At 58.9% G+C, this 25,365-nt stretch carries 24 protein-coding genes, 1 tRNA gene and 2 pseudogenes; 17 read left to right on the forward strand and 10 right to left on the reverse strand.

Annotated elements, in window-relative coordinates:
• Positions 1 to 103 precede the first annotated feature (103 nt).
• The 5 genes from AAFG13_RS18165 to AAFG13_RS18185 all read left to right on the forward strand — a co-directional run bounded on the left by AAFG13_RS18165 (position 104) and on the right by AAFG13_RS18185 (position 4,109).
• Complete coding sequence (locus AAFG13_RS18165; RefSeq protein WP_342712882.1) at positions 104 to 847, forward strand: DNA-3-methyladenine glycosylase; 744 nt, start codon at positions 104 to 106, stop codon at positions 845 to 847.
• A 149-nt stretch (positions 848 to 996) separates the two neighbouring features.
• Complete coding sequence (locus AAFG13_RS18170) at positions 997 to 1,572, forward strand: site-specific integrase (protein WP_342712883.1); 576 nt, start codon at positions 997 to 999, stop codon at positions 1,570 to 1,572.
• 20 nt (positions 1,573 to 1,592) lie between these two features.
• Positions 1,593 to 2,591, forward strand: a complete 999-nt coding sequence (locus AAFG13_RS18175; RefSeq protein ID WP_342712884.1) for a hypothetical protein — start codon at positions 1,593 to 1,595, stop codon at positions 2,589 to 2,591.
• Between the two features lie 238 nt (positions 2,592 to 2,829).
• Complete coding sequence (locus tag AAFG13_RS18180) at positions 2,830 to 3,690, forward strand: hypothetical protein (RefSeq protein WP_342712885.1); 861 nt, start codon at positions 2,830 to 2,832, stop codon at positions 3,688 to 3,690.
• 89 nt (positions 3,691 to 3,779) lie between these two features.
• Positions 3,780 to 4,109: a DUF3768 domain-containing protein gene (locus AAFG13_RS18185; protein ID WP_342712886.1), complete on the forward strand. Its 330-nt coding sequence runs from the start codon at positions 3,780 to 3,782 to the stop codon at positions 4,107 to 4,109.
• A 6-nt stretch (positions 4,110 to 4,115) separates the two neighbouring features.
• Here AAFG13_RS18185 and AAFG13_RS18190 read toward each other — a convergent pair whose 3' ends face one another.
• A complete protein-coding gene (locus AAFG13_RS18190) occupies positions 4,116 to 4,361 on the reverse strand; it encodes a helix-turn-helix transcriptional regulator (RefSeq protein WP_342712887.1) in 246 nt (81 codons plus the stop codon).
• Between the two features lie 221 nt (positions 4,362 to 4,582).
• On the opposite strand from AAFG13_RS18190, the gene AAFG13_RS18195 reads away from it, so the two are divergent.
• Positions 4,583 to 6,862, forward strand: coding sequence for a hypothetical protein (locus AAFG13_RS18195; protein WP_342712889.1), 2,280 nt, complete (start codon positions 4,583 to 4,585; stop codon positions 6,860 to 6,862).
• A 205-nt stretch (positions 6,863 to 7,067) separates the two neighbouring features.
• On the opposite strand, the gene AAFG13_RS18200 is transcribed toward AAFG13_RS18195, so the two are convergent.
• Positions 7,068 to 7,754 carry a hypothetical protein gene (locus AAFG13_RS18200; RefSeq protein WP_342712890.1) on the reverse strand — a complete coding sequence of 229 codons (687 nt, stop codon included), beginning with the start codon at positions 7,752 to 7,754 and terminating at the stop codon, positions 7,068 to 7,070.
• 620 nt (positions 7,755 to 8,374) lie between these two features.
• Here AAFG13_RS18200 and AAFG13_RS18205 point away from each other — a divergent pair.
• Positions 8,375 to 8,953: a hypothetical protein gene (locus tag AAFG13_RS18205; protein ID WP_342712891.1), complete on the forward strand. Its 579-nt coding sequence runs from the start codon at positions 8,375 to 8,377 to the stop codon at positions 8,951 to 8,953.
• Between the two features lie 659 nt (positions 8,954 to 9,612).
• On the opposite strand, the gene AAFG13_RS18210 is transcribed toward AAFG13_RS18205, so the two are convergent.
• From AAFG13_RS18210 to AAFG13_RS18220, 3 genes are all read right to left on the reverse strand, one after another.
• Positions 9,613 to 11,622, reverse strand: a complete 2,010-nt coding sequence (locus AAFG13_RS18210; protein ID WP_342712892.1) for an ATP-dependent helicase — start codon at positions 11,620 to 11,622, stop codon at positions 9,613 to 9,615.
• A 207-nt stretch (positions 11,623 to 11,829) separates the two neighbouring features.
• Positions 11,830 to 12,198, reverse strand: a complete 369-nt coding sequence (locus AAFG13_RS18215; RefSeq protein ID WP_342712893.1) for a hypothetical protein — start codon at positions 12,196 to 12,198, stop codon at positions 11,830 to 11,832.
• Between the two features lie 42 nt (positions 12,199 to 12,240).
• Positions 12,241 to 13,185, reverse strand: coding sequence for a hypothetical protein (locus AAFG13_RS18220; protein WP_342712894.1), 945 nt, complete (start codon positions 13,183 to 13,185; stop codon positions 12,241 to 12,243).
• Positions 13,186 to 13,313: 128 nt separating this feature from the next.
• Between AAFG13_RS18220 and AAFG13_RS18225 the strand changes: the two are divergent.
• A pseudogene (locus AAFG13_RS18225) lies at positions 13,314 to 13,501 on the forward strand (transposase); the annotation flags it as partial.
• A 727-nt stretch (positions 13,502 to 14,228) separates the two neighbouring features.
• Here the strand turns inward: AAFG13_RS18225 and AAFG13_RS18230 are convergent.
• Positions 14,229 to 14,735, reverse strand: a complete 507-nt coding sequence (locus AAFG13_RS18230; protein ID WP_342712895.1) for a hypothetical protein — start codon at positions 14,733 to 14,735, stop codon at positions 14,229 to 14,231.
• Positions 14,736 to 14,756: 21 nt separating this feature from the next.
• Between AAFG13_RS18230 and AAFG13_RS18235 the strand changes: the two genes are divergently transcribed.
• The gene (locus tag AAFG13_RS18235) at positions 14,757 to 15,716 is read left to right on the forward strand and encodes a hypothetical protein (RefSeq protein WP_342712896.1); all 960 of its coding nucleotides are present in this window, start codon (positions 14,757 to 14,759) and stop codon (positions 15,714 to 15,716) included.
• A 479-nt stretch (positions 15,717 to 16,195) separates the two neighbouring features.
• Positions 16,196 to 17,236: pseudogene (locus AAFG13_RS18240) on the forward strand (site-specific integrase); the annotation flags it as partial.
• Positions 17,237 to 17,410: 174 nt separating this feature from the next.
• On the opposite strand, the gene AAFG13_RS18245 reads toward AAFG13_RS18240, so the two are convergent.
• Positions 17,411 to 17,487, reverse strand: a tRNA-Pro gene (locus tag AAFG13_RS18245).
• Between the two features lie 79 nt (positions 17,488 to 17,566).
• Here AAFG13_RS18245 and AAFG13_RS18250 point away from each other — a divergent pair.
• The 4 genes from AAFG13_RS18250 to AAFG13_RS18265 all read left to right on the forward strand — a co-directional run bounded on the left by AAFG13_RS18250 (position 17,567) and on the right by AAFG13_RS18265 (position 21,148).
• A complete protein-coding gene (locus AAFG13_RS18250) occupies positions 17,567 to 18,553 on the forward strand; it encodes an L-threonylcarbamoyladenylate synthase (protein ID WP_212311615.1) in 987 nt (328 codons plus the stop codon).
• Positions 18,554 to 18,664: 111 nt separating this feature from the next.
• Positions 18,665 to 20,092, forward strand: a complete 1,428-nt coding sequence (locus tag AAFG13_RS18255) for an FAD-binding oxidoreductase (RefSeq protein ID WP_092124607.1) — start codon at positions 18,665 to 18,667, stop codon at positions 20,090 to 20,092.
• A 14-nt stretch (positions 20,093 to 20,106) separates the two neighbouring features.
• Positions 20,107 to 20,547, forward strand: a complete 441-nt coding sequence (locus tag AAFG13_RS18260) for a GNAT family acetyltransferase (RefSeq protein ID WP_212311616.1) — start codon at positions 20,107 to 20,109, stop codon at positions 20,545 to 20,547.
• A 19-nt stretch (positions 20,548 to 20,566) separates the two neighbouring features.
• Positions 20,567 to 21,148 carry a GDP-mannose pyrophosphatase gene (locus AAFG13_RS18265; RefSeq protein ID WP_342712897.1) on the forward strand — a complete coding sequence of 194 codons (582 nt, stop codon included), beginning with the start codon at positions 20,567 to 20,569 and terminating at the stop codon, positions 21,146 to 21,148.
• Positions 21,149 to 21,523: 375 nt separating this feature from the next.
• On the opposite strand, the gene AAFG13_RS18270 is transcribed toward AAFG13_RS18265, so the two are convergent.
• Positions 21,524 to 21,964: a hypothetical protein gene (locus AAFG13_RS18270; RefSeq protein WP_342712898.1), complete on the reverse strand. Its 441-nt coding sequence runs from the start codon at positions 21,962 to 21,964 to the stop codon at positions 21,524 to 21,526.
• Between the two features lie 259 nt (positions 21,965 to 22,223).
• Between AAFG13_RS18270 and AAFG13_RS18275 the strand changes: the two genes are divergently transcribed.
• A complete protein-coding gene (locus AAFG13_RS18275; RefSeq protein WP_092124604.1) occupies positions 22,224 to 22,478 on the forward strand; it encodes a hypothetical protein in 255 nt (84 codons plus the stop codon).
• 85 nt (positions 22,479 to 22,563) lie between these two features.
• On the opposite strand, the gene AAFG13_RS18280 is transcribed toward AAFG13_RS18275, so the two are convergent.
• A complete protein-coding gene (locus AAFG13_RS18280) occupies positions 22,564 to 23,037 on the reverse strand; it encodes a hypothetical protein (RefSeq protein WP_342712899.1) in 474 nt (157 codons plus the stop codon).
• Between the two features lie 123 nt (positions 23,038 to 23,160).
• Here AAFG13_RS18280 and AAFG13_RS18285 point away from each other — a divergent pair, with 123 nt between their 5' ends.
• Positions 23,161 to 23,928, forward strand: coding sequence for an SDR family oxidoreductase (locus AAFG13_RS18285; protein WP_212311620.1), 768 nt, complete (start codon positions 23,161 to 23,163; stop codon positions 23,926 to 23,928).
• A 169-nt stretch (positions 23,929 to 24,097) separates the two neighbouring features.
• Positions 24,098 to 24,358, forward strand: coding sequence for a helix-turn-helix domain-containing protein (locus AAFG13_RS18290; protein ID WP_021076090.1), 261 nt, complete (start codon positions 24,098 to 24,100; stop codon positions 24,356 to 24,358).
• On the opposite strand, the gene AAFG13_RS18295 is transcribed toward AAFG13_RS18290, so the two are convergent.
• Positions 24,355 to 25,341 carry a hypothetical protein gene (locus AAFG13_RS18295; RefSeq protein WP_342712900.1) on the reverse strand — a complete coding sequence of 329 codons (987 nt, stop codon included), beginning with the start codon at positions 25,339 to 25,341 and terminating at the stop codon, positions 24,355 to 24,357. The genes AAFG13_RS18290 and AAFG13_RS18295 overlap by 4 nt on opposite strands.
• Positions 25,342 to 25,365 lie beyond the last annotated feature (24 nt).

A 25,365-nucleotide genomic window follows, 5' to 3' on the forward strand; every position in this document is an offset into this window, starting at 1 on the left:
TTCAGAAGCGCTGGCAACTTGCAACTAAACCACTAGGCTTGCCACTTGAGAGGTGTACGAAAATTTCGATTGCAAACAGAATTTTTTAATCGAGAGTTCGACGATGAATGAAGCCCTCGAACTGGACTTGAACCAGTTGCCGCAATTGGACAATCAGTTCTTCGAAGAGGAGAATGTTGACATTGTGGCACAAAAGCTGATTGGAGCGATCCTCATATTCGACGACGGCGAGGCCGGCCCAGTTGGGGGCAGCATTGTTGAGACCGAAGCGTACGATGATCGTGATCCGACTTCTCATAGCTATTCCGACGACCATTACCCTCCAAAAAAGGGAAGTGAGGCGATGTTCTTGCCGGGCGGACATGCCTACGTTTTCGCTGCGTCACACGGGTTTTGCTTGAATTTCGTCGTCGGTCCGAAAGGGGTTGGGAGCGCAGTTTTGATTCGGGCACTGAAGCCCTTGCGCGGAAAGAAAGTCATGCGCATCAGACGTGGCCCTTATTGTCGTGACGCGATTGAAAATGAAGCGCTACTCTGTCACAGCCCCGTCACCTTATGCGAGGCTTTGGGTGTATCTGACTATCAGAATGGCGCGTCGCTATTTGAGCTGCCATTCCGACTGTACGCGAGACAATGCGTTCCGCAGCTTATGTCTGGGCCGAGAGTTCGGGTTGCGTCGACGATAAGAAGGCTTCGTCCCAAACTGGCTGGTTCAGCAAGCGCTGCCGTGAATGCCAAAAGACGTTGGATTGATAAGGCTCATACGAAGTTCGTGAAGGAAAGAATTGAGCAACCCATCCTCACGAGCCTAGGTCGCACAACCGAAGAAACCGCGGAGAGAACGTAGCGCGCACTTCGTCGCCGTTTTCCTCTAAATCGTAGCTATGCAGCTCCGTTCGGACACGGCGTGCCTTGAGCGAGCTAAAACTGATAAGCTTTTATTGTGTTGCGTGCAGAACGTGATCAGCTAGAATCTCGTCAGTCGGTTTGATTGAGATGGCAGGCAAACAAGCCAAAATCCTCTCTGCTCAAGCGGCGCGAGACTTAGTTCTCTTCGCCGAAACGACGAGACACCCGGATAGAAATCGCGTTATCGTCTTACTGTCGTTGAAGGCTGGCTTACGCGCGGCCGAAATCGCCAAACTCACTTGGGAAATGGTCGAGACCGCCGACGGAGAAATCGGCACAACGATTGAACTGCGCGACGCTGTCGCGAAGAAGCGCCACGGTCGCCGGATCCCGATTCAAAGCGATTTACGCCGCGCGCTGATCGCCTGGCGTAGGAAATCGCAGGGAGAAGGGCCCGTCATTCGATCTGAGCGCGGCGGCCCCATGACCCCGTTGAGCATCGTTGTCTGGTTCAACCGCGTCTTTCGCGCGACAGGATTAGACGGATGCTCCTCTCATTCGGGACGCCGAACCTTCATCACTCGCGCAGCTCGCCTGGTTCATGAAGCCGGCGGATCACTCAGGGATGTCCAACTCCTGGCGGGCCACTCATCGATCCAGACAACTCAACGATACATCGACGGTGATAGTGATGCTCAGAGGAGGTTGGTATCGCTGATCTAAGAAAGCATCGGAAGCTAAGCTTGTTACCCCGCAAGCGGCATGACGGGCCCATCTATTTCGCGATAGGGCTCATCGAAGCGATCGCGCGAGAGACCGCCAGCCGGTCGAGCTTCGGCCAAGCGACCGTCGCTTCACCTGATCCAAACCTACGTCAAATCGTTCGATCCAAAGATACACCGGCCCTGTTCGACTGGATGGTCGAGACCTTCAACTTTCAGGGAATCTCCGACGGCGCCGCAGCATCATATCTGGCGGCTCACGGCGGCATTATGTGGCATCAGATCAAGGCTGAGATTGACCATGATCCGACCTGCTCGCTCCTGCAGAGCTACTGGGCTTACGAGGACTGCCGCTACGACAAGACCAAACGAGGGTGTAGTCATCAGCGTCACTTTCGGGGATGCCCAGTCCCTGCTCATCCCTTGAGAAATGGCCGTCTCAACCAGACCGCGTTTAGCTTCTTCCTCTTCGTCAGAGACGTAGCTGAATCAGATCTCTTCCGGTGGATCGACGATCAGCTCGCGGCCGCGGCCGACGTTGGCAATTTGTCTGCGCAAGAGTCGTTGATCGGACCGACGCGTCATATCTTCGGAATATCGGACAAAGTCCTCACCATGACGCTGTCATCAGTGCTGATGGCCGATCGGGAACGCCGGCCCGATTGGTTCGAGGTCGGCAGCCAGATGATCGTCGTCGACCGGCTCGTGCACAATCTGCTCATCCGCACCGGAATCCTGGCGAAGTCTGGCGCGCCTCACGGTTATGGCCAGCGCTGCTACAGCGAGAACGGCTGCGCCGATATCTTGCGGCGCGTTGCGGCGCAGATCGACGCGCGGCAATTCGATGCCAGCTTTCCGGCGAATTTTCCGCGCTATATTCAACATGCGCTTTGGCATTACTGCGCCGGCAGCGGCCTGAACATCTGCAACGGCAACAATATTGATGATCGTAAGTCTTGTGAGCAAATATCGTGTATTGCTTATAGTAATTGCGCTCGAATAGCGCTGAAAAGGCATTAATATCTGCAATAATTCAAGCAACAAAACTTCAATTAAAGTATTGAAATGATTGATATTTTCACGATAATTGGCGAGTATACTTCTACGAGGCTAAGTGTGCTTGCCTCGTGATTTTCAGAAAGAGGAAATAGACAGATGCCAAAACCTAGATTGTCCGGGCCCTCCCGGAGCCAGAATAGATCGATCGTCGCAGAAAGGGGCCCAAATCGGGCCCCTTCTGCTTTTGAGGGAGGCTGCAATGACCAAGCCTAAGGCCTCCAAATCCTCTGCACCTTTGAGTCCTCCCGTCATCGTCTACGGCCTGGATCCGGCCGGTAAGCCAAAGGCCGGCCGATTTCCCGGGAAGCAGGCCAACCTAGCCAGGAAAGCCGCGCTGGCGTTGAAGCTGGCGGTCTGCAACGTCAATCGGCCTAAGCTGATCGAGATCGCCTCCAAGATCCCGATTGGCCGTCTGCACGCCCAGGGCAAGGCGTTCCTGCCGTTCATCAAACGCGAGCTGTACGACGAGCTCGCGACTGTAGTCTCGCCCGCTTCACGGGCCGCCACCGCGAAAGCCGGTCCAAAGGTGGCGGCGGAAGCGGCAAGAGCGAGCGCCAAAGTCTATGTCATTCTCGGCTTTGACGAGCGCCTCAAGCCGCGCGGCGCGAGATACCTGAGCCGGAATGAGGACCAGCTGATCAGTGCGGCCGCCGAGATGAACTTGTGTCTCTATGAAATGCAGTCAGCCGACCTGGTCAGCTGGATCGAGCCGCTTCCGCTCGGCAGACTTCCGCTGACCGGCCGCAGCTCGGTGCCGGAAATCCGCCAAGCCCTCTACAGCGAGCTCGTCTCGTGGATCGCAGTAGAGGCCGACGCCGTGCCGCGCGGCAAGGCGGACGGCCCCTTGCCGGCTCAGAAGGGTTTTCCAGAGAACTGGGAAACTATCGAAGCTGGACATCTCGTCGTCGCCCAGGAATCGCAGGAGCACGGCTGGGCAGAGGCCATCGTTGTGGAGCGCAAGGGTGATCTTCTGACGCTTCGCTATCGTGATTATCCGAAGGTGCCGCGGTTCTACCGGCACCACCGAGCCGTCGCGCTTCTAAGCCCGGCGGCCACGTAGCACTGAACTCGTAGCACCCCAATGGCGCGGCTCAAGCCGCGCCATCTTTCAACTCACATCCCCAAATACTGCACTGATAGGAGCAAGCCATGTCTAACGACAAGGCGCGGATTCGCGCGCTCAATGACGATCTACGCCGGCATCTGCTAGGTGGCGGCGCCGTGATGACCATAGGGATTGCATCTCTTGGTCCCGAAGCAGTCCTTCGGCTGGTCCAGACCATCGCGGTGTTCGACGATTTCTGTACCGAGAACGACCCACACAGTGAGCATGATTTTGGCGCCTTTGACTTCGAGGGCGTCAGAGTCTTTTTCAAGATCGACTACTACAATCTCTCGATGACCGGACACTCGCCCAATCCAGCAGATCCAACGGTCACGGAGCGAGTGATCACACTCATGTTGGCTGACGAGTACTAGCCTTGTTCAGTCGTCCTTGCTCGCCATCATCCGTTTGATGGCTTCCCGAGGATCGAAACCGATTGCTTCGGCAAAGGCAATCAGTTGAACAGCATCCACCTTCCTCTGGCCGGTCTCTATCGAGGCCACAAAAGACTGGTACCGCTTCAACTTTGCGGCAACCGCGGCCTGCGTGAGACCGGCCTTCTTTCTCTTTTCGATCAAGAACAGCCGAAGCGTCTCATGTCGCGTCGACTGCAAGGTACGTGACATGGGTCCGCCCACCGAACAGGTGGAGCGAACAAATAATCCTGCTTCTAGATAATCTAAAAAACGGATAATATCTGAAATTCAGATATTTTGAGCCGTTGCAACCTCTCAGCCAGCCCTCTCACCCACATCCGACATTGCCGACGGATTTCCAGCCACTTCTTCCAACATCGCCGCACAATCCTGCATTGCGACACGGCGGTATGATTGCGAAAGGATTATCGATGTCTGCGGTTCTATGTGGCTTCCAAGCGCGACTTTTTGAACTGGTTACCTTGGTTTCGATCGGTTCGTTGGCCACCGCACATGCACAATCGCCGGCCGACCTCTTTCGTCAGTTCGACCGAACGATCAATTCAGCCGTTGCAGAAGCCAATCAATCCCGCTGGGAGCGGCTGCCAACAACCGAGCTGGTCTGCATCGACAGGGCACTCCAGCGCAAAGGCTCGAGCCTCTCCATCGTCGTTCCAAACCTGCAGCCGACCGATCCGAGACTTGCCGAGATCCGCAGCCACTGCCGGCCAGCCAGCGGTCCGCCGGCACCAGATGGCCTGGCTTCTCTACCCAAGCCATCTGTTTATGCCGTCGACGGCCTTGCACTCGGCGGCAAGGTCAATTTCCAAAGCTCGGCCTACGCTCAGTATGACTGCCAAGCGAGCAATAGCTTTCCAGGATTTACCTGGTGCCAGAAAGCCAAGCACGACCCCGACCCGAGAGGCCCGACTACTACCGCAACCTCGATCCTGCATGCGGAAGATGGCACGGCGGTCTACGTCAATCGGTCGCTGAAGCCGGCGTTCTTGAGAGCGACCGACGCTCAAGCCGAGATCACGCGCCTCTCCGCCAAGTACGGCTCGGCCGACGTCCGGCGCGCGACCGATCCTTCCGCGGCCGCGAATTCCGTCATTGCAACCTTCGGCGAAGTAACCTTGAAGCCGCTAACCGAACCAGAGGTTCAGCTCGCAGCGACCGGCCGCCAGCCGCGCGACCGAATTCCGTTCGACTTTTTCGGCGATTTCCAACGCTCGGCGCAAAATGGTCTTCCGGTCTTCTGGATTCACGGCGGCAGCGGCTTCGTCTGGTCGGCCAGTTTCGACGCGAATGGACGCGGCCATCTCCGGTTCGCAGCAGTCGATGGCAGATCCTTCACCAAGCCATTTGGGCCAGTCGACCAAGCGTCTTCCGATTCAAAGGCCGGTCCCGGAAGAACTTCGCCGCCACCATCGAATGGGGAAGTGGGGGATGCCGACAATTCACAGCCTACTTCAACTCAGACCGCAGAGCCGTTCTACATCGGTCCATCGGTTCGGATCCGATCAAGAACGCCGATCGGCACGATTGCCTCATCCGACGCGATCTGCGCCCTGTTGAACCACCCGCTGTTCTCACGTGGCGAGGTCGAGACCGGCTACTGGAAATCCGTCGCCGATCTAGATCCGGATCATTCCGGCAAGCAGTGGATTGTTGCCCACCTTCCCCCCGAAGTCCGTGAGCCTCAATTTGTCTCGGAAATCGACAACGAAACAGCGGCGAAAGCAGAAGCCAACCTCCGAATTTGCCTGCAGAAGCTGGTCGCCACTAACGCCCGCGCACCGGCTGCGGTAAAGCGGATCCTTATCCCCAATCTGAACGTCGTTTGCTTCGACCCCGCACATTCTGATTCCAGTGCTCGAACGAACCCAACTGGCGACTGGCCGAAACGACGGCAACTCCAGCTCCAGTGCATTGGCTCGACACGGATCGACACCACAAGAACGGACAAATCGTCGGAAAGCTTTCTGATGTTGACCATGATGGAGGCTCAGCCAACCTTGCGGACTCTGCTCGATAGAGCGGACCAAGCGTTACAGACCGAGATTGCTGCAAAACAGGACGAGCAGCGGAAACTAGACAACCAGAAGTCAGAGGATCGCCTGCGCCTCGAACAGATCCAACTGAAGCAAAAGCAAGATCTGATCGACCAACAGGCGGCTCGCCAAAATGCCGAGCAACTCCGGTTAGAGGAATTGCGCCAAGTCGCCGCAAAAATGGGTCCCGAGTATGCGAACAAGCGTGAAACTGAATGGTCCATCTCGTCCAAGATCGACGAAATGACCGACAAAGCGGTTCTGACGGCCTATTCGAGACAAGGCGCAGCTGGCGTCGTCGCCGAGATAAAGATCAGCTGCGGCGCCTCAGGACTCGCCATCACAGCGTTGGTCGTCGACCAGGCCGGCAAACCCACCGTGGAGCTGCCCACTATGGGCGGCATGCCAGGCAACCCCGTCGTCGGTCAAATGCGGCTCAACGACGAGCCGCCGAGCCCGGCAGGCTTCTTTCCTGCGAGCGATTTCCGGAATGAGCTCAGCATCCCCACCATGACGGCAGGCCAATCGCTCGCGGACGGCATCTACTGGCGAGTCTATGCTTCGATTCCGACGGACAAAGGCCAGCTCTTCATCAAGATCCCGATTTACGCGCCGCAGATCCAGGAAGTCATCAAGAGCTGCCCGCCTCCTCATTGATGACTGAAGTCGCCATGAAGGCGCAGTGAGAGAGGCGGAGCGGCATAACGGTGCTCCGCCCTTCTCTGCCGACCGGCCACGGCCACTACATTCCGAAGCCGGATTCGAACCGGCCGAGGACCGTCCAACTGATAAGGAAAGACAACAAACCTTATCAGTTCCAATGACGCGTACTGGGCTCACTTTCGTCGGTTCACCGCCAGATCTACGGATCGCGGGGCTGCTGCAACAAGTAATCGCAGAACTCCTTGGCGACCCGCATCTCGATAAACGCCAATCTGCTCCGTCCGGCTAGGGCACTCTTTGTCTTTTCAGATTCGCGCTCAATAAGCGAAGCTAGTAGATCGACATATTCGCATTCCGGATCCTTGGCAATTTGAATTGGATCGTCGTAGTCAAACCACCTCAGTATCATTTCCTTCGGGCTGCCCTTGGCAGATGTACCCGGGCCTTGACGGCTCACATCCTTGATCAACTCGTTGAAGAACAGCGAGGCGGTTTCATATAACCAGGGGGACCCGACGCCTGTTGCGAGATCGCTGATAATGTCCAACAGAGGCTGCTTAACGGCTTCAGGTTTGTAAGCGATGGCCAGCTCAGTCAGCTTTTTCAACAAACGCTTCGGCATTTTGTCTACAGTCATTGATAGTTCAACAAGAGCGCCGAGATGGTCTTCGCGATTCCTCTTCCACATGCCGTTGTCGTAAAGAGGATGAAAGCTTTTACGCGGCAGTTTTTTGACCCGCTCTTGGTCCACCAAAATGGCCTCCGCAAACCTCGCGAGAAACTCTTTGATATCTTCATGAGTGAGCGCCTTCGTCGCCTTAACTACTTCGGCTTTTCCGCCCGGAATTACCTTGAAGGAATTCATCTTCGTAGAGTGTTTTTTCATTTCCCTATCTCCTTTGTCCGAATTTGCTCGGACGCCACCGCGACGGTTTGATCGCAGCCAGCTATTTTACAAGATTGCTTTTTCAAGCCCCGAAACCGCTCAGTTCATCCAGGCACCGTGATCAACCGCCCGATCAGGATCTGTCGCGGTGAACAACGTGGTATGTCCCGCGCAGAATTTCTTCTCGCCGAACGAGCTCTTCGACCGAACACCAGCTGCTTCCCCGCACGCGGCGCGATCCCTCAGAAGCTGGGCAACTTCATTCTTCGCTCCTCGCGAAGAAACCGCCGGGACAGGATTCCTGCCGACTAAGCGCCATTTACAAGATTCCATTTTCCGCCCCTCTTACGACCAGATAGTGCACCACCGCTGGCATCGGAGATGAAGCGGCTCCAATCAGCCATCAGCGCTGACAGATTGTGTTTTCATGCCGCTCGAAAAGGGGCCGTTGGCCTCGCGAGAGGCGACGAACTTCGCCTTCAACATCGCTTCTGAGCACCAAGCCGTTTTCTAATTTTCGCCTCGACATTCGCCTGAGGGCTTGGCCCGGCACCGCTGCCCAGAAACTCCGACCGATGCGCACACTAATTTTAGCAGCAGTTGTGGCTCTGGAGGCTCAAATGAAGAGACGCTCGCTCATCCGGCAAATCAAACGGAGCGAAATAAATCAAATCCGGGCGCAGCTCGACCGAGTACGAAAGGCGGCGAAGAAGGTTGGGAAGAGCAAAAAGCGGTTTGCCGACTATCGGTACTTGCGGGCCGTCTATCGCGCCCTCCACACTCTTGGGGACGACAATCTATTGCCGATTTTGGCTCGGGTCGTTCGCCAGGAGTACAACATCCCGAAACGCGCTGGTACGCACGCACTGCGGACAATCATTGATGCAACAGCGACTGCTGCTACGAATATCTCTACCCGTAGCAGGTGGGCTCGTGCACTCGAATGGGCATACGACCAGGAGGTTCGGCCGAACGAACTCATTTGGTTTTTAAAGGCGAACAACGGGATCGCTGGCTGCGCGCGCCTGGCGAACATGGGCCTCCCGCTCTACCGGCGGCCCCGGGAATACACCTGGAACGACGATCTGCCGGAATCGAATGGGAACGACACCTATGGCCCGTTGCGGACTCCCTATCGATACGGGCAGAGGCGTCCTAGTGACACGCCGCGCTCGACTTTCAACGTAGCACGCCGCTAAATCTGCGACGACTCTCTGCGGTCCGACAATTCTGACAGGGCGCGAGGTAAAACCAACACATCCCGCTCGTCTTCGACCCTGATGGATTTGAACGTATAGGAAGCCATCGATCCATCTTCAATCGGCGTGACGTGGATCCTCGCGAGGCGAGGAGGACGGATATATGGCTCCCGTGGCAAGTCACGCTCAGGGTGCAAAGCTCCCCTGCCAAAATCAGAGAGCATCAATATTCCGTTGAAGTGGATTCCCTTGTTGGCGACCACGAGGCGCTCATTGCGTTTGTCTCTCTTGGGAACGGGGACATCGGGACATCCGAAGCGGCGCCGCATATGGATCTGTGATCGAAACGATCATCGACGCCACCACTACCACCACGACGGATCCAAAAGAAGATCCTGATGATGACACTACGCTGGAGTCAAACGGGACTGACATATTCGGGCTATATAGGGAACGCTTCCCCAAGAGACCAAAGCCGGCCGCAGCCTGGTCATCGTAAACTTCATCGTGCTAGTGACGACGCGGACCCCACTGATCCTTACCGCTAAGTGTTCCTTGGAAACACTCACGATCACGCTCTGGCCGACTCGTAACTTCGCCAGCAGAGGACCCCCTTCGGCTTTGACTCGGAAGGGGCCTCCTTACGCCGGCGGAGATAGCTAGCCTCCCCGACCGGCTCGCGCTCTCGTGTCAGATCGCAACTCTCGCTCGAAACATCCATAGATTTTCTGCGGAATGAATCGAGACGGCAGCGAATATACGTTTGCTCCAGGATATCGACCATTTGGCTGGAAGTTTCGTCTTGGAAGAACAAGCTCAAGCCGATCCTTCGCTCTCGTCATCGCCACATAGAGCAGCCGGCGCTCCTCCTCAATCTCCTCGTCGGCTTTGCATTTACTGGACGGGATACAACCCTCCATGACGCTGAGAACCGTTACTGATTTCCACTCACATCCCTTCGCCGAATGAATTGTCGAGAGGGTCAGAATGTCGTCATCGTTCTCCTTTGCGGGCTGTTGTTCGGCAAGCATCCCCGGAGGATCCAACGCCAAGTCGGTCAAGAACTCACGGCACGAGCCGAATGCTCCGGCCAGCGCGACGAGTTGATCAAGATCGGCCTGCCGACTTTCTGCGTCTTCACTATGCCGCCGTTCCAGATGAGGTTTATACCAGCGAACAACTACCTCCAGAGACATTGGCCAATCCGAACTGTAAAGCCGACCAAACATCTTGACGAGAGCTTTCCAGTGCTTTGCAGCCGCACTCGGCACGACTGCCTGTGAAATCAACTTCATGAACTTCGCTTTGCACAATTCCTGAGACAAGCGATCTGCAGTTGCCTTTCCGATCCCGTCCAAGAGGTTCAAAACCCGACACGCAGCGACCTGGTCGCGCGGATTTTGCCACCATTTTAGGACTGCCATGACGTCTTTAATATGCGCGGAATCCAGAAACTTTGAGCCGCCCCATTTCTGAAACCGTATCTTTGCCTTGTTTAGCGCGACTTCCAATTGCAAGCTCTGTTGCGAAGTCCGGAACAGAACAGCCTGCCGTGCGAGCGGCATTCCCTGCTCCCGTAGGTCAAGTACTGTTCGCACCACGTGATCCGCCTGCACCAGTTCATCCGCCACAGTCGTCAACAGCGGGAGTTGATCAGATTTTCGCTTGGACCACAGCTTCTTCTTAAAGGCATCAACTGCCAGGGACATCACGGCATTCGATGATTGCAGGATCGGTTCAGTAGATCGATAGTTGCGGGTTAGCGAGATGATTTTGGCTGGGAATGGAAAGCTCTGTGGGAAATCCCGAATGTTTTTCACCGTCGCCGCGCGAAACGAATAGATCGCCTGAGCATCGTCTCCGACGACCGTTAGCCCTCGACCGGACGGCTTTAATAGTTTGACGATCTTGAACTGAAGCCGATTAGTGTCCTGGAATTCGTCGATAAGGACATACTTGAACCGTCGCCTGAGACGCGGCCCTACCTGTGGATGCTGAAGGAGTTCGGTCAGTAGCACAAGAAGGTCGTCGTAATCCACCGCGGATTGCAACCTCTTCGCTTCCGTGAAACTAGCAAATATCCTCGACAGGGACTTTGTATTTTTCTCCCAACGTCGGTACCGGTCACGCTTTATCGTCGCTTTGAGTGATAAGCAGGCATTCCTCTGGTACGAATGAATTTCGCTACAGACATGGCGATCCGGGAACGCACTATTCTTGTCTAATTCGCCAGAACGGGTTCGTACCAGATCCATTAGATCCGCTGCGTCGTCGCGATCTAGCAAGGTGAAGTTCTCGCCTAGCCCGACATGGTCGTGGTATTCGTTCAAGAGGCCGTAGGCAATCGAATGAAATGTTCCGGCATAGGGCAATTTCACTCCGGCATTGCCGACCGCAGTGCCGATTGCCTTCTGAGCGCGTTCAACAAGTTCCTTTGATGCCCTTCGGGTGAAGGAGGCAGCTAAAATCTCGCTCGGCTTGGCTCCGCAAGCGACGAGCCAGCCGGTCCGCATTCCCAATGTCTCGGTCTTGCCGGTACCCGCGCCAGCAACAATGAGCAGTGGCCGATGTCGAGTTACTTTGCCGCTTTGCATTCCAAAAGTGACGGCCTTTCGTTGTATCACGTTGAGATGTTCAAGGGCCGATGGGTTCGCAGTCTGATTTGGCATCGCTGATTTCCTTCATGAGAGTTGGAGAGCGCATCGATTGCGAGCGCGCTTCATGTTCCGGTTAAATTTGGGAGGGCAGGCTCTCAGCGGCTGCCCGGCGGACGGCATAGATATGCGGGAGCGAGGCCCGGCATATCGCCGGGCATCGCCTTCGCCAGTCCGGCCTTGCATAGAGTTTATGGGGTATCCGCAATCCTCGGCGCAGCTCTACCGTCTCGCCGTCGGCTTTTCTTTCGGTCGCTTGCCAGACTGCTCAAGCAACACTTCTTCCAGGACTGATTGGCTATCGCGCAAGTCGTGAAACAGCTTCATCAGCTCGGTGATGACGGCCTTTGTCTCTCGTAGCCACCGATTCAGAATCTTGATCTGCTTTGCTCTTTCCGCATCCCAATCCTGGACCGCCCGTTCGTCGAAGGATGCTTCAAGCTCAGCTGACGAAAGTCGATCCAAGACGTCGAACTTGCGCCTAGCGGCAACGACTCGGTCGCGATAGTCGTCGGGGAAGTACCCTGGAAGCTCGCCGAAGTCAGACGTGAGTGATGTATCCTCGACCCGGCTTTCTATCTTTCTTGCCATCTTCATATGCTCCTGATTTCGCCAGCAGCATCGCTGGCTTGATCATTTACAAGATTGAGAAAACAGGTCGGATGGCTTCAAACTCCGCGATTTTGGTCGCGCTCGCTCTGTTCGTTCGTGACGACGAATGGCGGCTCTAGAGCGGTGCTTGACGCGACCAAGAATTGCCTTTCCTTCTTTTCCGGCGATCCACAAATCAGGCAGAGATAGGTGTTTGAGCTGCAAGTAGAGCGTCAGGCGTTCGCCCGGCCGCAGTTTGCTTTGATACTGGATATGCCTCTGTTCGCCCGAGGCGACGGACTCCGTACGTAGCCCGAGACGGTAAGAATTTCTCGGAGGCTTTAGGAGATAGCCTACCGCGCTTGCAAGCTCATATTCGCGCACTTGTCGTTGGTGTGCTCCGGCTTGGCCGGGGCTGATGGGGATATATCTGCGAGAGCCATTCAATTTGGCGACAAGCTGCTTTGCATCCTTCCTTGTCATCCCCCACACTAGGGCATGCAGATGCCAAGAGATGCATTTCGACTGCTTCAGGTTCGCACCCGGAGTGTTGACGTGACTGTACAAGCCCGGCTCAATCACTCCGATATAACTTCGATCCCGCAGACCTTTTCTCAAGCATCGAGTTATCGGACTGAGGTCAACTTGCAGCTCCTCAGATGACCTGGCGCAGCTTATATCCACCAAGGTGAACAAGAAGACCCGCTGATTGATGGTTCGGTCATCAACGTCGTAGTCAAAATGATTGGCTAGTTCGCTACAGAGGAAATGGGCCCAACACAGCCGTCCCGAATGGCACACGGCGCTAAGGTTCGCCCCGTCGTCAGCTAGAACGAGATCCTCGTCGTCAGCGTAGATAAGATGACGTTTGCGGGACGTCTCGAATGCTTCCAGGAGTTCTGCCGTCGCAAGCTGTTCCGCAGCGGCGGCACCAGAGTGTTCGAAGAGGGTCATGACCATCGTCCATTTTGTGAGGATGACGATCATTTACAAGATTGAAAAGCCGGCCTGAGACTTTGCTCAAGAATCTGCATTCAAGGGGATAAAGCTGCAGATTTGGCGTCAAACACTGCAATATGAGTAGATGAGTGTGTCAACAACACACAACAACAGCGAAGCAGCCGCTGATGATGGCAATGGCAGCCAAGCTCAAGCGCGGTGGCTATCGAAGTCGATATTGGCTGGGGTCGAGCCAGTGTTTGGACAAATCAAACAGGCAAGAGGTTTCCGTCAATTCTTGCTGCGAGGGGTCGACAAAGCCCGGTGTGAGTGGGCGTTGGTTTGCACCGCCCACAATTCTTAAACTCGTCGGCGCCCGTTAATCTCAAACGCGCGGGCGCCGACCTCTCTGCTTCGCGCACGTTGAGGCATTACTCAGACGAGCTCCTAGACATACGCCTATGTCCGACACGTTTTCGAAGGTGGAAGTCATCACCGGCGTTGCCCGCCGGTGATGACTTACGGCGGAGCAGAAGCTCTTGGTCGTGAACGAGACGCTGAACCCGGTATGTCGATCAGGCTATGCTGCTCGTCGCCATGGGCTCTCCCCGAGCTTGGTCTTCCAATGGCGACGGCTGATGAGGAAGGAGGCAGCGATCAGTGCAAGCGGACAAGGTTGTGGCCGCCGCGTATCAGGTCCGTAGCAGGTAGCAGGAGCGGGTTCGAGATCTCGAACGCCTGGCGGCAGCAAGACCATGGAAATTGAGGATACTCAAGGCGGCGCTTGACCTTGCACGGTAAAAAGGTCCGCCTTGCTGTCGCTATCGCAGCCGGAGGATACCCGACTAACGGGTCGCAGAAACTTGCGGTGGCCGGTTGAACGAGTGGGTGGCAAGCATTCTAGCGCGATTACACCCACTCTAGCGATGCGGAGCTCACGTTGGATACTGGCCCGGTAAACACCCCGCGATCAGTGCACCGCAATATGCCCTACCGAAACACCACAAAGAGACGGCACGAGTTCACTGATCTGGCTCAAGGCGCACTGGGGCGATAGTCGAGGTCGCCCCGGTGCGTTAGGCTAGTGATGATTAGACCACCCGCAACTTCGGGGCAATTAACGGCCCCCTCTTTCTCAGAGCGATGGAAGGCACCGGCAGCCTCGGAGCGATTGATGACAGCCGCCGTTTTCGGCATTTTGCTGCTTTAGGTCGCTTGAGGAAATCACGAAGATCTTCGGGTGCAATGCCCTCTTCGTCAGCTTCTCGTAGCTTGCCAACGTATTTGCCACGCGTACTCTTGGATACCTTCGACGTCCCGAGTATCGACACGCCTAGCAAACAAACGTCGTTCCTAACTTTCAGGCCACGGAGCTTGCAAATCCGGGTCCTATCTCGCCTGGTTGTGCCTCTCTCCTTCGATTTCAGATAGTTGCGATAGATCGGCTCCAGGTACTTGGTGTAAGCATGTCGCCCATCGGCCAGCTCCAACGTGTGGGAAGTAAGTTCGATTTCTTTCAGAACGGCATCGAGCTTGGGATACTTGGCGCTCGCGGCTTTCATTGCCGCCAACTTTCCTCGTTCAGTTTTGATCGTCATAAGAACTCCTGAAGCGCCAGAATGGCGCTCGCGACCTTGCAACAATCGCAGATCAATCGCATTCTTTGTGAGGAGCATTTAGTCCCCTTAATTCGAGCCACTAAGCGATTACTAAAGGCCACGATGACCCCTGATCTAGAGCGTTTCTTTCAAAGCGGGGCTTTTGACTTGGAGCGCGATTTTCCGAATGAATACCCTGCTATGTGCGCAATCGTGTCGAAGGTCGCGCCATCAGCAGTTGCTAGAGAGAACGATCAGCTTCGGTACGAGCTCGCCGACTTCGCTTATGGCTATTCCCGAGATCGGCTTGCCACTGAGTACCGAAAGCAAGCGAGCGACCTCGAGGATAAGGCCAAGGAATTGTTCGATACCTTAGATTCAGTTTTGCAGATGATGGAGAGTCTTGATTCGTACTATAATTGTCGATTGGTCGAGTTCATGAGAATGAATCCATTATTGGGCGCCGACTACGGTTTCGGACACCTTGATCGGGATCTCGAACATGCAAAGATGGTTGCAGCTTATCTTCGTTTGGCAATTCATATGGCAGGGCATTTCGAGGCGCGGCCGAGCGGCCGGTCCCGCCCGCGGCTTCCTCAGTTTGTCCCGGCCGTTCGGCTGATGGATTTGTGGGAACGTCTCACGAGAACAAAGATCGTTACACCAAAAAGCCCCGCCCCTGGAAAGAACAAACCTGAGGCCGTCCAGCCTTCTACAGAATTTGTTCGATTGGGGCTCAAGATGATTGATTCCGAAATCACAGCAGCGAACACTGTGACCCTAATCAAACGTGCGCTGACTGAAAGAAGGCAAAATCGAGCTGCAACGTTCAGTGAGCTGGTCGAGATCCCAAGTGTGCTCGAAGGTTTAAGCGCCTTGTTCGATGGTTCGATCGAACTCACCGACGAACTTCGGGACCTGAAGAAGCTTTTTGAAGATTGGCACCAAGCAAAAGCTGGAGTCTCCGACTACGAGGATTAGTCGCTGCCCGCAACTGACGTTGTCGCAAACCGACGCATCGAACGAAGCGCCGGCGAAGAGCCGATAGCACATACAACAGGCAGTGCCGTGCGAGCACATTTCGATCGATGCCCGCGATGGTTCAGCACCGCGCAACTTCACATTATTTCTGGTCGATATGGGCGATGCATTTAGTCACGGATTCTACGCGGACTTGTTGGACCGGATCTCGCTGGCTCTCCGGCTCTCGGCGAATATATTCGCCTTCGAATAATTGGTGCCGAGGCCATGGTCCACGACTCAAAAACGATCCATACAGAGCGCTCCGTGGACTCATCTGCCCCTCTCCGGCTTGAGTTCGCCGCGAAGTTTGCGTTTCCGGACGGCTCGATGACAGCGTCTGGTCTACGCCGCGAAGCCGCTCGAGGCCGTCTCACGATAGAACGGATCGCAGGTAAAGATTATACTACCTTGCAAAACATTAGGCTAATGAGAGAGCTATGCCGCGTCAAAGTAAAGGAGCCCGGCTCTACAAGCGAAGAGCACGCTATCGCGACGGAAGACTCATCGCCCAAGCCGTCTGGATTATCAAAGACGGCGACCGGCATGTCGCCACAGGCTGCCTTGCGAGTGCGTCTGCAACAAAGCCGCCTCGCGAAGCAGAGCAAGCCCTAGCGGAATATATCGCCCGAAAGTACCAACCCGAGCGCACCCGGCGCGACATCGAGGACATCGATTGCGCGGACGTCCTGTCGATCTATTTGACCGACATAGGCGAGCCAGGCGACCAGTTTGAAATTGAAACCAGGATCGACCGCCTTAACGACTTTTGGGGCGGCAAGAAGCTATCAGGGGTCAATGCTCAGACCTGTGCAGCTTACGCCAAGCATCGCGGCAATCAGGGCGGCGCGCGGCGCGACCTTGAGACCCTGCGCGCTGCGATCAACCATCATGCAAAAGAGGGCCTTCACCGCGGCACCGTTCGCGTATCCCTCCCGCCGAAGGGCGAGGCGCGCGACCGATGGCTGACACGCAAGGAAGCGGCAGCACTGGTTTGGCAGTGTTGGCGGTATCGGGAAAAGCAGACAATCCACACTGGCGGCTTCAAGGGCGATCCGGTCCGGACCGACCGCCGACCACTACGTCACATAGCCAGATTTATCCTGATCGGCCTCTACACCGGCACGAGGGCGGGCGCTATCGCGACGGCATCGCCCTACCCCGAGGTTGGGCACTCGTACGTCGATCTCGAGCGTGGTATCTTCTACCGCAAGCCGATCGGAAAACGAGCCACCAAAAAGCGCCAGACACCGGCTCCGCTTCCACCCCGGTTGCTTGCTCACATGCGTCGTTGGAAAAGCCGGAAGCTGATCAGCACCTGCTTTGTCGAGTTCAATGGCAAGCCGGTTGCTTCCGTCAAAAAAGGGTTCAAATCTGCCGTGGATCTGGCCAAGCTACCCGGGAAGGTCACCCCGCATACGCTCCGGCATACGGCCGCGACGTGGCTGATGCAGCGCGGCGTGCCGATTTGGGAGGCGGCCGGGTTCCTGGGCATGTCGCCGGAGGTGCTACAGGACACCTATGGTCACCACCACCCTGACTATCTCCAGGGGGCGGCGGCCGCGATTGGCCAAAAGGGCCGGTACGTTTCGGTGGTTGAATCGGTGGTTGACTCGGGAACAGCCGCCAACGAGAAGAAAAAGTCTAAGGAAATCTGGTCGGAGTGGCAGGATTCGAACCTGCGACCCCTGCGTCCCGAACGCAGTGCTCTACCGGGCTGAGCCACACTCCGACTAAGAGGCCGGCTTATAGCGTCGGGTTTCGGGGACCGCAAGGGATCACAAGGCACCCAATTGAGGAATCTAGTCACAGTGGATACAGGCCTGAAAACGCACATTTTGCCCGCCGGTGCCGCCGCCACTGCGACCGCGGCCGGGGTCCTGGCTGAGGGCGGCCTGGTGGCGTTTCCGACCGAGACGGTTTATGGCCTCGGCGCCGACGCCGGCAACGCCGCCGCGATCGCCCGGCTCTACCAGGCCAAGGGCCGGCCGGCCTTCAATCCGCTGATTGCCCATGTCGCCGATCTCGGCGCCGCGCGCCGGATCGCCCTGTTTGACGGGCAGGCGTTGCGCCTGGCGGAAGCGTTCTGGCCCGGTCCCCTCACCCTGGTGCTGCCGAAGGCGCTCTCCTGCCCGGTCGCCGAACTCGCGACCGCCGGGCTCGATACGGTCGCGATACGCATTCCGGCCCACAAGGTGGCGCGCGACATCATCAAGGCGTTCGGCGGTGCCGTGGTAGCACCGTCGGCCAATCTCTCCGGCCACGTCTCGCCAACCACGGCCGAGCATGTGAACGGCGATCTGGCGGGCCGGATCGACATGATCGTCGACGGCGGCCCGGTCGAGGTCGGCGTCGAATCCACCATCGTCGGCTGCTTCTCCGATCCGGTGCTGCTGCGGCCGGGCGGGCTGACGCGCGCCGAGATCGAGCGCGTGCTCGGACATCCGCTGCAATCGCCGCCGCCCGATGCGGAAGGCGACGCTCAGCCGATCGCCCCGGGCATGCTCGCGTCACATTATGCACCGCGGACACCGGTCCGGCTCAATGCGAGCGATGTCCATGTCGGCGAAGCCTTGCTGGCGTTCGGGCCGGCCAAGGTCGGGCGGCGTGAATGCGCCTCCGTGGAGATGAACCTGTCCGAGCGCGGCGATCTTGCCGAGGCCGCCGCCAATCTGTTCGGCTACCTTCGCACGCTCGACACGAGAAACGCAGATGCTATCGCCGTGATGCCCATTCCCGAGGACGGGTTGGGCGAAGCCATCAATGACCGGCTGCGCCGCGCAGCGGTTGGGCGGTAACAAGCATGACCCGGAAAGGTGCGAGCCGGTTTCCCCCGCGACAAACGCCAAGCGTTTGCGCAGAGGTCATGCCTCGATAAAGATCCCGACTGAGTGAAAGACCAAGAAAAAATGAACATCGTCCAATCAGCGGTGCCGCCGCTTCCGCCCGAATTGCTTGCAAAATTCCGCGCTATCGTCGGCGACAAATATGCCGTGACTGATGCCGCCGACATCGAGCCTTACGTCACCGAGGAGCGCGACCTGTTTCACGGCCGCTCGCCGCTGGTGCTGCGCCCGGGCTCGACCGCCGAAGTCGCTGCGATCTGCAAGCTTGCGAGCGAGCACAGGATCGCGCTGGTGCCGCAGGGCGGCAACACCGGCCTGGTCGGCGGGCAGACACCGCATCATGGCGAGGTCGTGGTGTCGCTGCGGCGCCTCGACAAGATCCGCGACATCGATGTCGAATCCAACACCATGACCTGCGAGGCCGGCGTAGTGCTGCAAATCGCGCAGCAGAAGGCAGCCGACGTCGACCGGCTGTTCCCGCTGTCGCTCGGCGCCGAAGGCAGCTGCACCATCGGCGGCAACCTCTCGACCAATGCCGGCGGCACCGGAGCGCTCGCCTATGGCGTGGCGCGCGAGATGGCTCTCGGCGTCGAGGTCGTGCTCGCGGATGGTCGCGTGCTCAACGCCTTGTCCAAGCTGAAGAAGGACAACACCGGCTACGACCTGCGCAACCTCTTCATCGGTGCCGAAGGCACGCTCGGCATCATCACGGCCGCAACCTTGAGGCTGTTTCCGAAGCCGCGCGCGGTCGAGACCGCCTATGTCGGCCTGAAGTCACCGGCGGCAGCCCTCAAGCTGCTGTCGATCTCGCGCAACGAGGCGGCGGGCAGCCTGACGAGCTTCGAATTGCTCGCCGACATCGCGGTCGATTTCTCGATCCGCCACGGCATCGATATCCGCGATCCGCTGGAGAGCAAGCATCCCTGGTACGTGCTGATGGAATTGTCGTCGTCGCGCGACGATGCCCGCGACGCGCTCGAGGCGATCCTGGCCCAGGGCATGGAGGACGGCATCGTCGATGACGCGGTCATCGCCGCCAATCTGAGCCAGCGCCAGGCGTTCTGGAAGCTGCGCGACGAGATGTCGGCGGCGCAGAAGCCGGAGGGCGGCTCGATCAAGCACGACATCTCGGTGCCGGTCGCAGCTGTTCCCGCCTTCATCGCGGAGGCCAATGCGGCGGTCGTGAAGCTGATCCCGGGCGCGCGGCCGGTGCCGTTCGGCCATCTCGGCGACGGCAATATCCACTACAATGTCAGCCAACCGGTCGGCGCCAATGCCGCCGACTTCCTGGCGCGCTGGCACGACGTCAATGCCGTCGTGTTCGAGATCGTGCTGCGGATGGGCGGCTCGATCTCGGCCGAGCACGGCATCGGCGTGCTCAAGCGCGACGAGTTGCCCGACGTCAAGGACAAGGTCGCGATCGAGCTGATGCGGCAGGTCAAGGCGATGCTCGACCCGCTCGGCATCATGAACCCGGGCAAGGTGCTGTGACCGTGCAGGCGACAATGCCCTCCTCTCTCGCCATTGCAGAGATCACCGACGCCGACGTCGCCGCTGTCGTCGCGCTGTGGCAGGCGTGCGGCCTGACCCGGCCGTGGAATGATCCCTCTGCCGACATCGTGCTGGCGCGGCGCGGACCGAGCTCGGCCATCCTTGTCGGCCGCAGCTCGGACACGATCGTCGCAACCGCAATGGTCGGTCATGACGGCCATCGCGGCTGGGTCTATTACGTCGCGGTCGATCCCAACCTCCAGGGCAAGGGGCTTGGCCGCACCATCATGGCGGCGGCCGAGGACTGGCTGCGCAACGCCGGCGTGCCGAAGCTGCAATTGCTGGTGCGCCGGGAGAACGCCAGGGCCGGCGCATTCTACCAATCGCTCGGCTATGAGGAGTCGACCTCGGTGATGCTGGCCAAATGGCTCGACGGTCGCGAAGCGACGCCGTGACAGAGTTAAGGATCGACGCATGAGCATCGCCGACCGCGTCCGCGTCAAGGACGTCCAGCTGCTTTCGAAGCGCCGCTACGAGCTGAAGAGCGCGACATTCGACTACCGCCGCAGTAATGGCGAATGGCAGACCCAGGTGCGCGAGGTCTATGACCGCGGCAACGGGGCGGCGCTGCTGCCCTACAATCTCAACACCCGCACCGTGGTGCTGGTGCGCCAGTTCCGCTATCCCGCATTCGCCAACGGCTATGACGATCTCCTGATCGAGGCCGCCGCCGGCATGCTCGACGATGCCGCGCCGGAGGCACGCATCCGCGCCGAGGCGGAGGAAGAGATCGGCTACCGGCTCGCGCATGTGCGCAAGGTGTTCGAAGCCTTCATGACGCCGGGGGCGGTGACCGAGAAGCTGCATTTCTTCGTCGCCGAATACGACGCCGCGATGCGCGTCAGCGACGGCGGCGGGCTCGCCGACGAGGGCGAGGACATCGAGGTGCTGGAGCTTGCGATCGACGACGCGCTCGCCATGATCGGCGATGGCCGCATCGTCGACGGCAAGACCATCATGCTGCTGCAATACGCAGCACTGCATCTGTTCAGGTGAATGCTGCCCCGTCCCGGCCTGGACCGAGGCGGCTCGCGCCATCAGCTAGACAAAATATCGAAAACAACCCCATGCAAAGTAGCCGGCGGCGGCCGGCGCTCGACTTGACACGTCGGGCAACTCACGGATACGCTTCCAATATTCCGAAATCACGCAAGGCGCACGCTGGCCCCTCGAGCCATAATGCTCCAGCCCCGTCATCCTGAGGTGCGAGCGAAGCGAGCCTCGAAGGATCGACGGCCCCGCTGGTGGCCGATTCATCCTTCGAGACGGCCGCGTTGCGGCCTCCTCAGGATGACGGGGATGGATTGAGTCCGCCTAAACGCCAGACATGTGTTGGGCTGGCGATCTGCTGCTCGTTGCTCCCGCGATACTCTACCGCATCGTGATCGCAAGCCCGCTCAGATCGGCGTTGGCCATCAGGCCGACCTGGTGGCCGGTCAATTCGAGCACCGCGCCCTTCTGATTGGTCAGCACGATCGCGCGGGCACCGCGGCCGACGGCAAGCCCCGCGCCCGCCGCGCCATAGACGCCGGCAACGTCGGACGGACGATTGATGTTGCTGACGCGGCCACGCAGCACGGTCTTGGAGCCGCCGAACACCAAGCCGTAGTCGAGACCGCCGGTGGACAGCCGATAGGAGCGGCCGCGGAACGTCAGCACGCCGCTGCCGCCGGAGCCGCCGATGAACCATCCGGCCTTGTAGATCGTGAGCGTCACGAAGCCGCTGTCGGCGCGAGCGGCGGTGGAGACAGCGAGGCCGGTGAAGGCCATCAGTGCGACCAGCGCGGCGCGAAGGGTGGATGAAAGTTTCATGTGCGGTCTCCCCGGGATTTTCTCACGTCGATTTGCTCGCGTCGCGACGCGGGCGCGAATCGCAATGCGCCGACTGTAGCAAGCGCATCGTCAGGCGCAATTTGGCACAGCAGGCGTCCATTGGTGACGGGAATGTCCGCGCAAGCGGCGTTGAACCTGTTCCCGGGGTTGCAACACTCACTGCATGTCCGGGGCGATCGGCCCCTGAGCTCCAGGATTTCCCCGCGGAGCATTCACATTTTCAAACCGGAGATTTTCCATGCGTCGTCTTGCGATTGCCTGTGCCGCCATCGCCGCCACTGTGTCCGTGCTTGCCGCGGCAAGCCCGGCCAGCGCCACGCCCTATCATCTGATCCGTTGGCAAGACACCGGCTTCTGCCAGATCTGGGACCAGAGCATTCCGACCACGCCGTGGCCGGCGAACTTCGCCGTCGTCAGCGAGGAGCTGCCGACCTTCGACGCCGCGTTCAGCTACAAGACCGGCCTCCTCAACAACGGCACCTGCTCGTTCTGAGCGCCTCCCCGACCACGCACAGGGCGGACGCGCGGCAACGGCGCGGCGTCCGCCCTCGTGCTGTCGGGCATGACGCAATCAGGCGTCAGTGATGCTTGATCAACGCGTCACGCGCGGCGGCGAGTTCGAGGAATGCCGGGCCGTTGCCGCCACCGTCGGGATGCACCGTCTTGGCGGCGCGCTTGAACGCCTGGTGGACCTCGTTCGCCGCGAGGCGGCGGCCGAACGGCAGGCCAAGCAATTGCCGGTAGCGCTCTTCCTGCGTCAGCGCCTTCGGCGTCAAGCCACGCCGGCCGAACTGCGGCGCGGACAGCATATGAAGCACATCGTTGACGATGCCGAGACGGCGCAGCGCCATCGATCGGGTGCGGCGGTCGGCCGATTTCAGCGCCGCCTGGCGCAGGATCGGCAGCATCTGTGCGGCCGCATGCCGCAGCGTGTCGTCGATGTCGGTGGTGGCGATCTCGGCGATCATTTTGGCCATTTCGCGATAGTCGGGATCAGGCGCCGCGCAGAAGCGCTCGATCGCACCTTTCCAGTGTCTGATATTCGGGTCCATGATCGGTCCGCCTGTCATCCGAATCCGGATAACAGCAACGCGCAAACGCGGCTTGGCGTTTCGGTTGGCGCAGTTTTGAATAGTGTTGTCGGCAACGCTCATAAATCAGAACGAGGAAACACCATGGCCCTTCTCGACAATCACATCGCCGTCATCACGGGTGCAGGCTCGGGCATCGGCCGTGCCATCGCCGCGGGCTACGGCCGCGAGGGTGCGCGCGTGGTGCTGCTCGACATGAACGGCGATGCCGCGGCGGAAGCGGCCAAGGAGATCCGCGACGCCGGCAGCAAGGCGGAGAGCTTTGCGCTCGACGTGACCAATCTCGACGCCTGTATCGCGATGGCGAAGCAAATCGCCGACAAGGTCGGACCGGTCTCAATCCTGGTCAACAATGCCGGCATCGCGCGCCGCAACGGTATGCTCGGTGCCGACGAGGCCGTGATCAAGGATTGGGAAGACATCATCTCGATCAATCTCACCGGCGTCTTCAATGTGACGCATTCGTTCCTCGCACCGCTGCGCAAGAGCAAGGGCCGCATCGTCAATATCGGTTCGATCCAGTCCTTCGTGCATCTGCGCACACCGAGCTCACCGGCCTACACCGCCTCAAAGCACGGCGTGCTCGGCTTCACCAAGGCTTTGGCCGCAGAGCTCGGCAAGGACGGCGTGCGTGTCAACGCGATCGGCCCCGGCTTCATCGAGACGCCGCTGAACGAGAAGGTGCGCGCCAGCAATCCCGACCTCGTGAAAGTCTTCATGGACCACACCCCGCTCGGCCGCGCCGGCAAGCCCGAGGACATCGTCGGCCCCGCGATCTTCCTCGCCTCGGACCTCTCGGCCTATGTCTCGGGATCGATCGTGATGGTCGATGGCGGCTACCGGACACTGTGACCGATGGAACCGCAATCGTGGCGATTTCTGGGTATTTTGCTTACAAAGCAGGGAGTTAGGGGCGCGTTAAGGACTTGTTAACCAAACCGGCACACCGTGGATATACGGGGTAGTTGGTTCTCGATGTCTCCGCCTCATCGACGAGGCGGGCGTTGATCGGGAGGAGTTCATGTCTTACGCGTCCACCGTACCGTCGCCGGAAGCACTGCTGCCGTCGCTGGCTCCAAATGAAATCGTCCCACTGCTGATCGGCGCGACCGTCGATGAGGTCGAGCGGGAACTGGTGCTGCAAACGCTCGCACGCTGCGACGGCAACCGCACCCGTGCCGCGCGCGTGCTCGGACTGTCGGTGCGGACCTTGCGGAACAAGATCCGCGAATATTCGGCCGACGGCATCGACGTGCCGCACAGCGAGCACGCCGCGGCCTAGATCGGCAGGTCGATCGCAAGACGCCGCCAGCGCGACAGCAACGCGGCGTCATCGTCGCCGAGGCAGCGTGCGAGATGCACGTCGGCCACCGCGGTCCGTTGCAGCGTCTGGCCCACCAGTGCGGTCGCATAGTCCCAATAGCCGCGCCGGCCGTTCGGATCCGCCGCGACCAGGGATTTTGCGAGGATCTCGACATAGATTGCGGTGGCAGCCTTGTGCCAGAGCTGACCTGCGCGCACCTCAGCTGCGGCCGCGCCGGTCCGCGCCTGCCACATCAGCCAGTAGCTCTCTTCTCCGGCCGCCCAATCCGATGACGGCAGCGACGGATCAAGACATGGCGAGCGGCACGCGAGTGGCCGCATCGCGCGCGCGTCGCAGAACACGGAGTAGTCAAGCCTGTCGTACCAGCTCGCGCGCAGCAATCGGCGGATCTCGTCCTGCTCGCTCGCCGCGAGCTGCCGCCCGCCCGCTCGCTCGAGATCGGCGATGATCGCGGCCACGCGATCACGATCAAATGGCTCGACCTCGAGCACCACGCCGATATTGTTCGGAAACAGCGCATCGAGCATGGCGACCATCTCGCGATAGAACGCGCGCGCCAGGCCGCCGCCGCGCCAGGCCTTCGCGATGCCGACATGGTTGCAGAAGATCAGGTCGCTTGCGTGATCGTAGGTGAAGAAGCCGAGCCCGATCGCGCGCCCGGCGCCGGCGCGCAGGATGAAGCAGCGCGAGTCGAGACGATAGGACATCTCGTGGCCGCCGACGCTGAAGTGTCGCCGCACGCCGACATCATCCGACAACAGCCAACGCACGATGTCGTCAGGGCTGTCGCGCTCGCTCGCAGGAAACAGCTCTTCATAGAGCGCGAGCACGCCCGTGCTGCGAAAGGCCGCTTCATCAAGCACATCGTGTCGCGTCACGACGATGTCGAGCGATTGCGGTTCGCCCGCGGCTTCGCGGTACATGCCGTCCAGAACCCGCAACACTCCCTCCGTTGTCATATGCGC

Origin of the sequence: Bradyrhizobium sp. B124 (assembly GCF_038967635.1) — a bacterium.
In the GTDB taxonomy this organism is placed as follows: Bacteria; Pseudomonadota; Alphaproteobacteria; order Rhizobiales; family Xanthobacteraceae; genus Bradyrhizobium.

What these genes read in the sequence shown, in the direction of transcription:
- AAFG13_RS18180 (WP_342712885.1), top strand. Translation starts at nt 2,830, where the DNA reads ATGACCAAGCCTAAGGCCTCCAAATCCTCTGCACCTTTGAGTCCTCCC.
- AAFG13_RS18210 (WP_342712892.1), bottom strand. Translation starts at nt 11,622, where the DNA reads ATGCCAAATCAGACTGCGAACCCATCGGCCCTTGAACATCTCAACGTG.
- AAFG13_RS18270 (WP_342712898.1), bottom strand. Translation starts at nt 21,964, where the DNA reads ATGAAACTTTCATCCACCCTTCGCGCCGCGCTGGTCGCACTGATGGCC.
- AAFG13_RS18165 (WP_342712882.1), top strand. Translation starts at nt 104, where the DNA reads ATGAATGAAGCCCTCGAACTGGACTTGAACCAGTTGCCGCAATTGGAC.
- AAFG13_RS18260 (WP_212311616.1), top strand. Translation starts at nt 20,107, where the DNA reads ATGCCCTCCTCTCTCGCCATTGCAGAGATCACCGACGCCGACGTCGCC.
- AAFG13_RS18280 (WP_342712899.1), bottom strand. Translation starts at nt 23,037, where the DNA reads ATGGACCCGAATATCAGACACTGGAAAGGTGCGATCGAGCGCTTCTGC.
- AAFG13_RS18235 (WP_342712896.1), top strand. Translation starts at nt 14,757, where the DNA reads ATGGCGCTCGCGACCTTGCAACAATCGCAGATCAATCGCATTCTTTGT.
- AAFG13_RS18195 (WP_342712889.1), top strand. Translation starts at nt 4,583, where the DNA reads ATGTCTGCGGTTCTATGTGGCTTCCAAGCGCGACTTTTTGAACTGGTT.
- AAFG13_RS18265 (WP_342712897.1), top strand. Translation starts at nt 20,567, where the DNA reads ATGAGCATCGCCGACCGCGTCCGCGTCAAGGACGTCCAGCTGCTTTCG.
- AAFG13_RS18170 (WP_342712883.1), top strand. Translation starts at nt 997, where the DNA reads ATGGCAGGCAAACAAGCCAAAATCCTCTCTGCTCAAGCGGCGCGAGAC.
- AAFG13_RS18290 (WP_021076090.1), top strand. Translation starts at nt 24,098, where the DNA reads ATGTCTTACGCGTCCACCGTACCGTCGCCGGAAGCACTGCTGCCGTCG.
- AAFG13_RS18215 (WP_342712893.1), bottom strand. Translation starts at nt 12,198, where the DNA reads ATGGCAAGAAAGATAGAAAGCCGGGTCGAGGATACATCACTCACGTCT.
- AAFG13_RS18275 (WP_092124604.1), top strand. Translation starts at nt 22,224, where the DNA reads ATGCGTCGTCTTGCGATTGCCTGTGCCGCCATCGCCGCCACTGTGTCC.
- AAFG13_RS18230 (WP_342712895.1), bottom strand. Translation starts at nt 14,735, where the DNA reads ATGACGATCAAAACTGAACGAGGAAAGTTGGCGGCAATGAAAGCCGCG.
- AAFG13_RS18220 (WP_342712894.1), bottom strand. Translation starts at nt 13,185, where the DNA reads ATGATCGTCATCCTCACAAAATGGACGATGGTCATGACCCTCTTCGAA.
- AAFG13_RS18190 (WP_342712887.1), bottom strand. Translation starts at nt 4,361, where the DNA reads ATGTCACGTACCTTGCAGTCGACGCGACATGAGACGCTTCGGCTGTTC.
- AAFG13_RS18185 (WP_342712886.1), top strand. Translation starts at nt 3,780, where the DNA reads ATGTCTAACGACAAGGCGCGGATTCGCGCGCTCAATGACGATCTACGC.
- AAFG13_RS18205 (WP_342712891.1), top strand. Translation starts at nt 8,375, where the DNA reads ATGAAGAGACGCTCGCTCATCCGGCAAATCAAACGGAGCGAAATAAAT.
- AAFG13_RS18285 (WP_212311620.1), top strand. Translation starts at nt 23,161, where the DNA reads ATGGCCCTTCTCGACAATCACATCGCCGTCATCACGGGTGCAGGCTCG.
- AAFG13_RS18200 (WP_342712890.1), bottom strand. Translation starts at nt 7,754, where the DNA reads ATGAAAAAACACTCTACGAAGATGAATTCCTTCAAGGTAATTCCGGGC.
- AAFG13_RS18255 (WP_092124607.1), top strand. Translation starts at nt 18,665, where the DNA reads ATGAACATCGTCCAATCAGCGGTGCCGCCGCTTCCGCCCGAATTGCTT.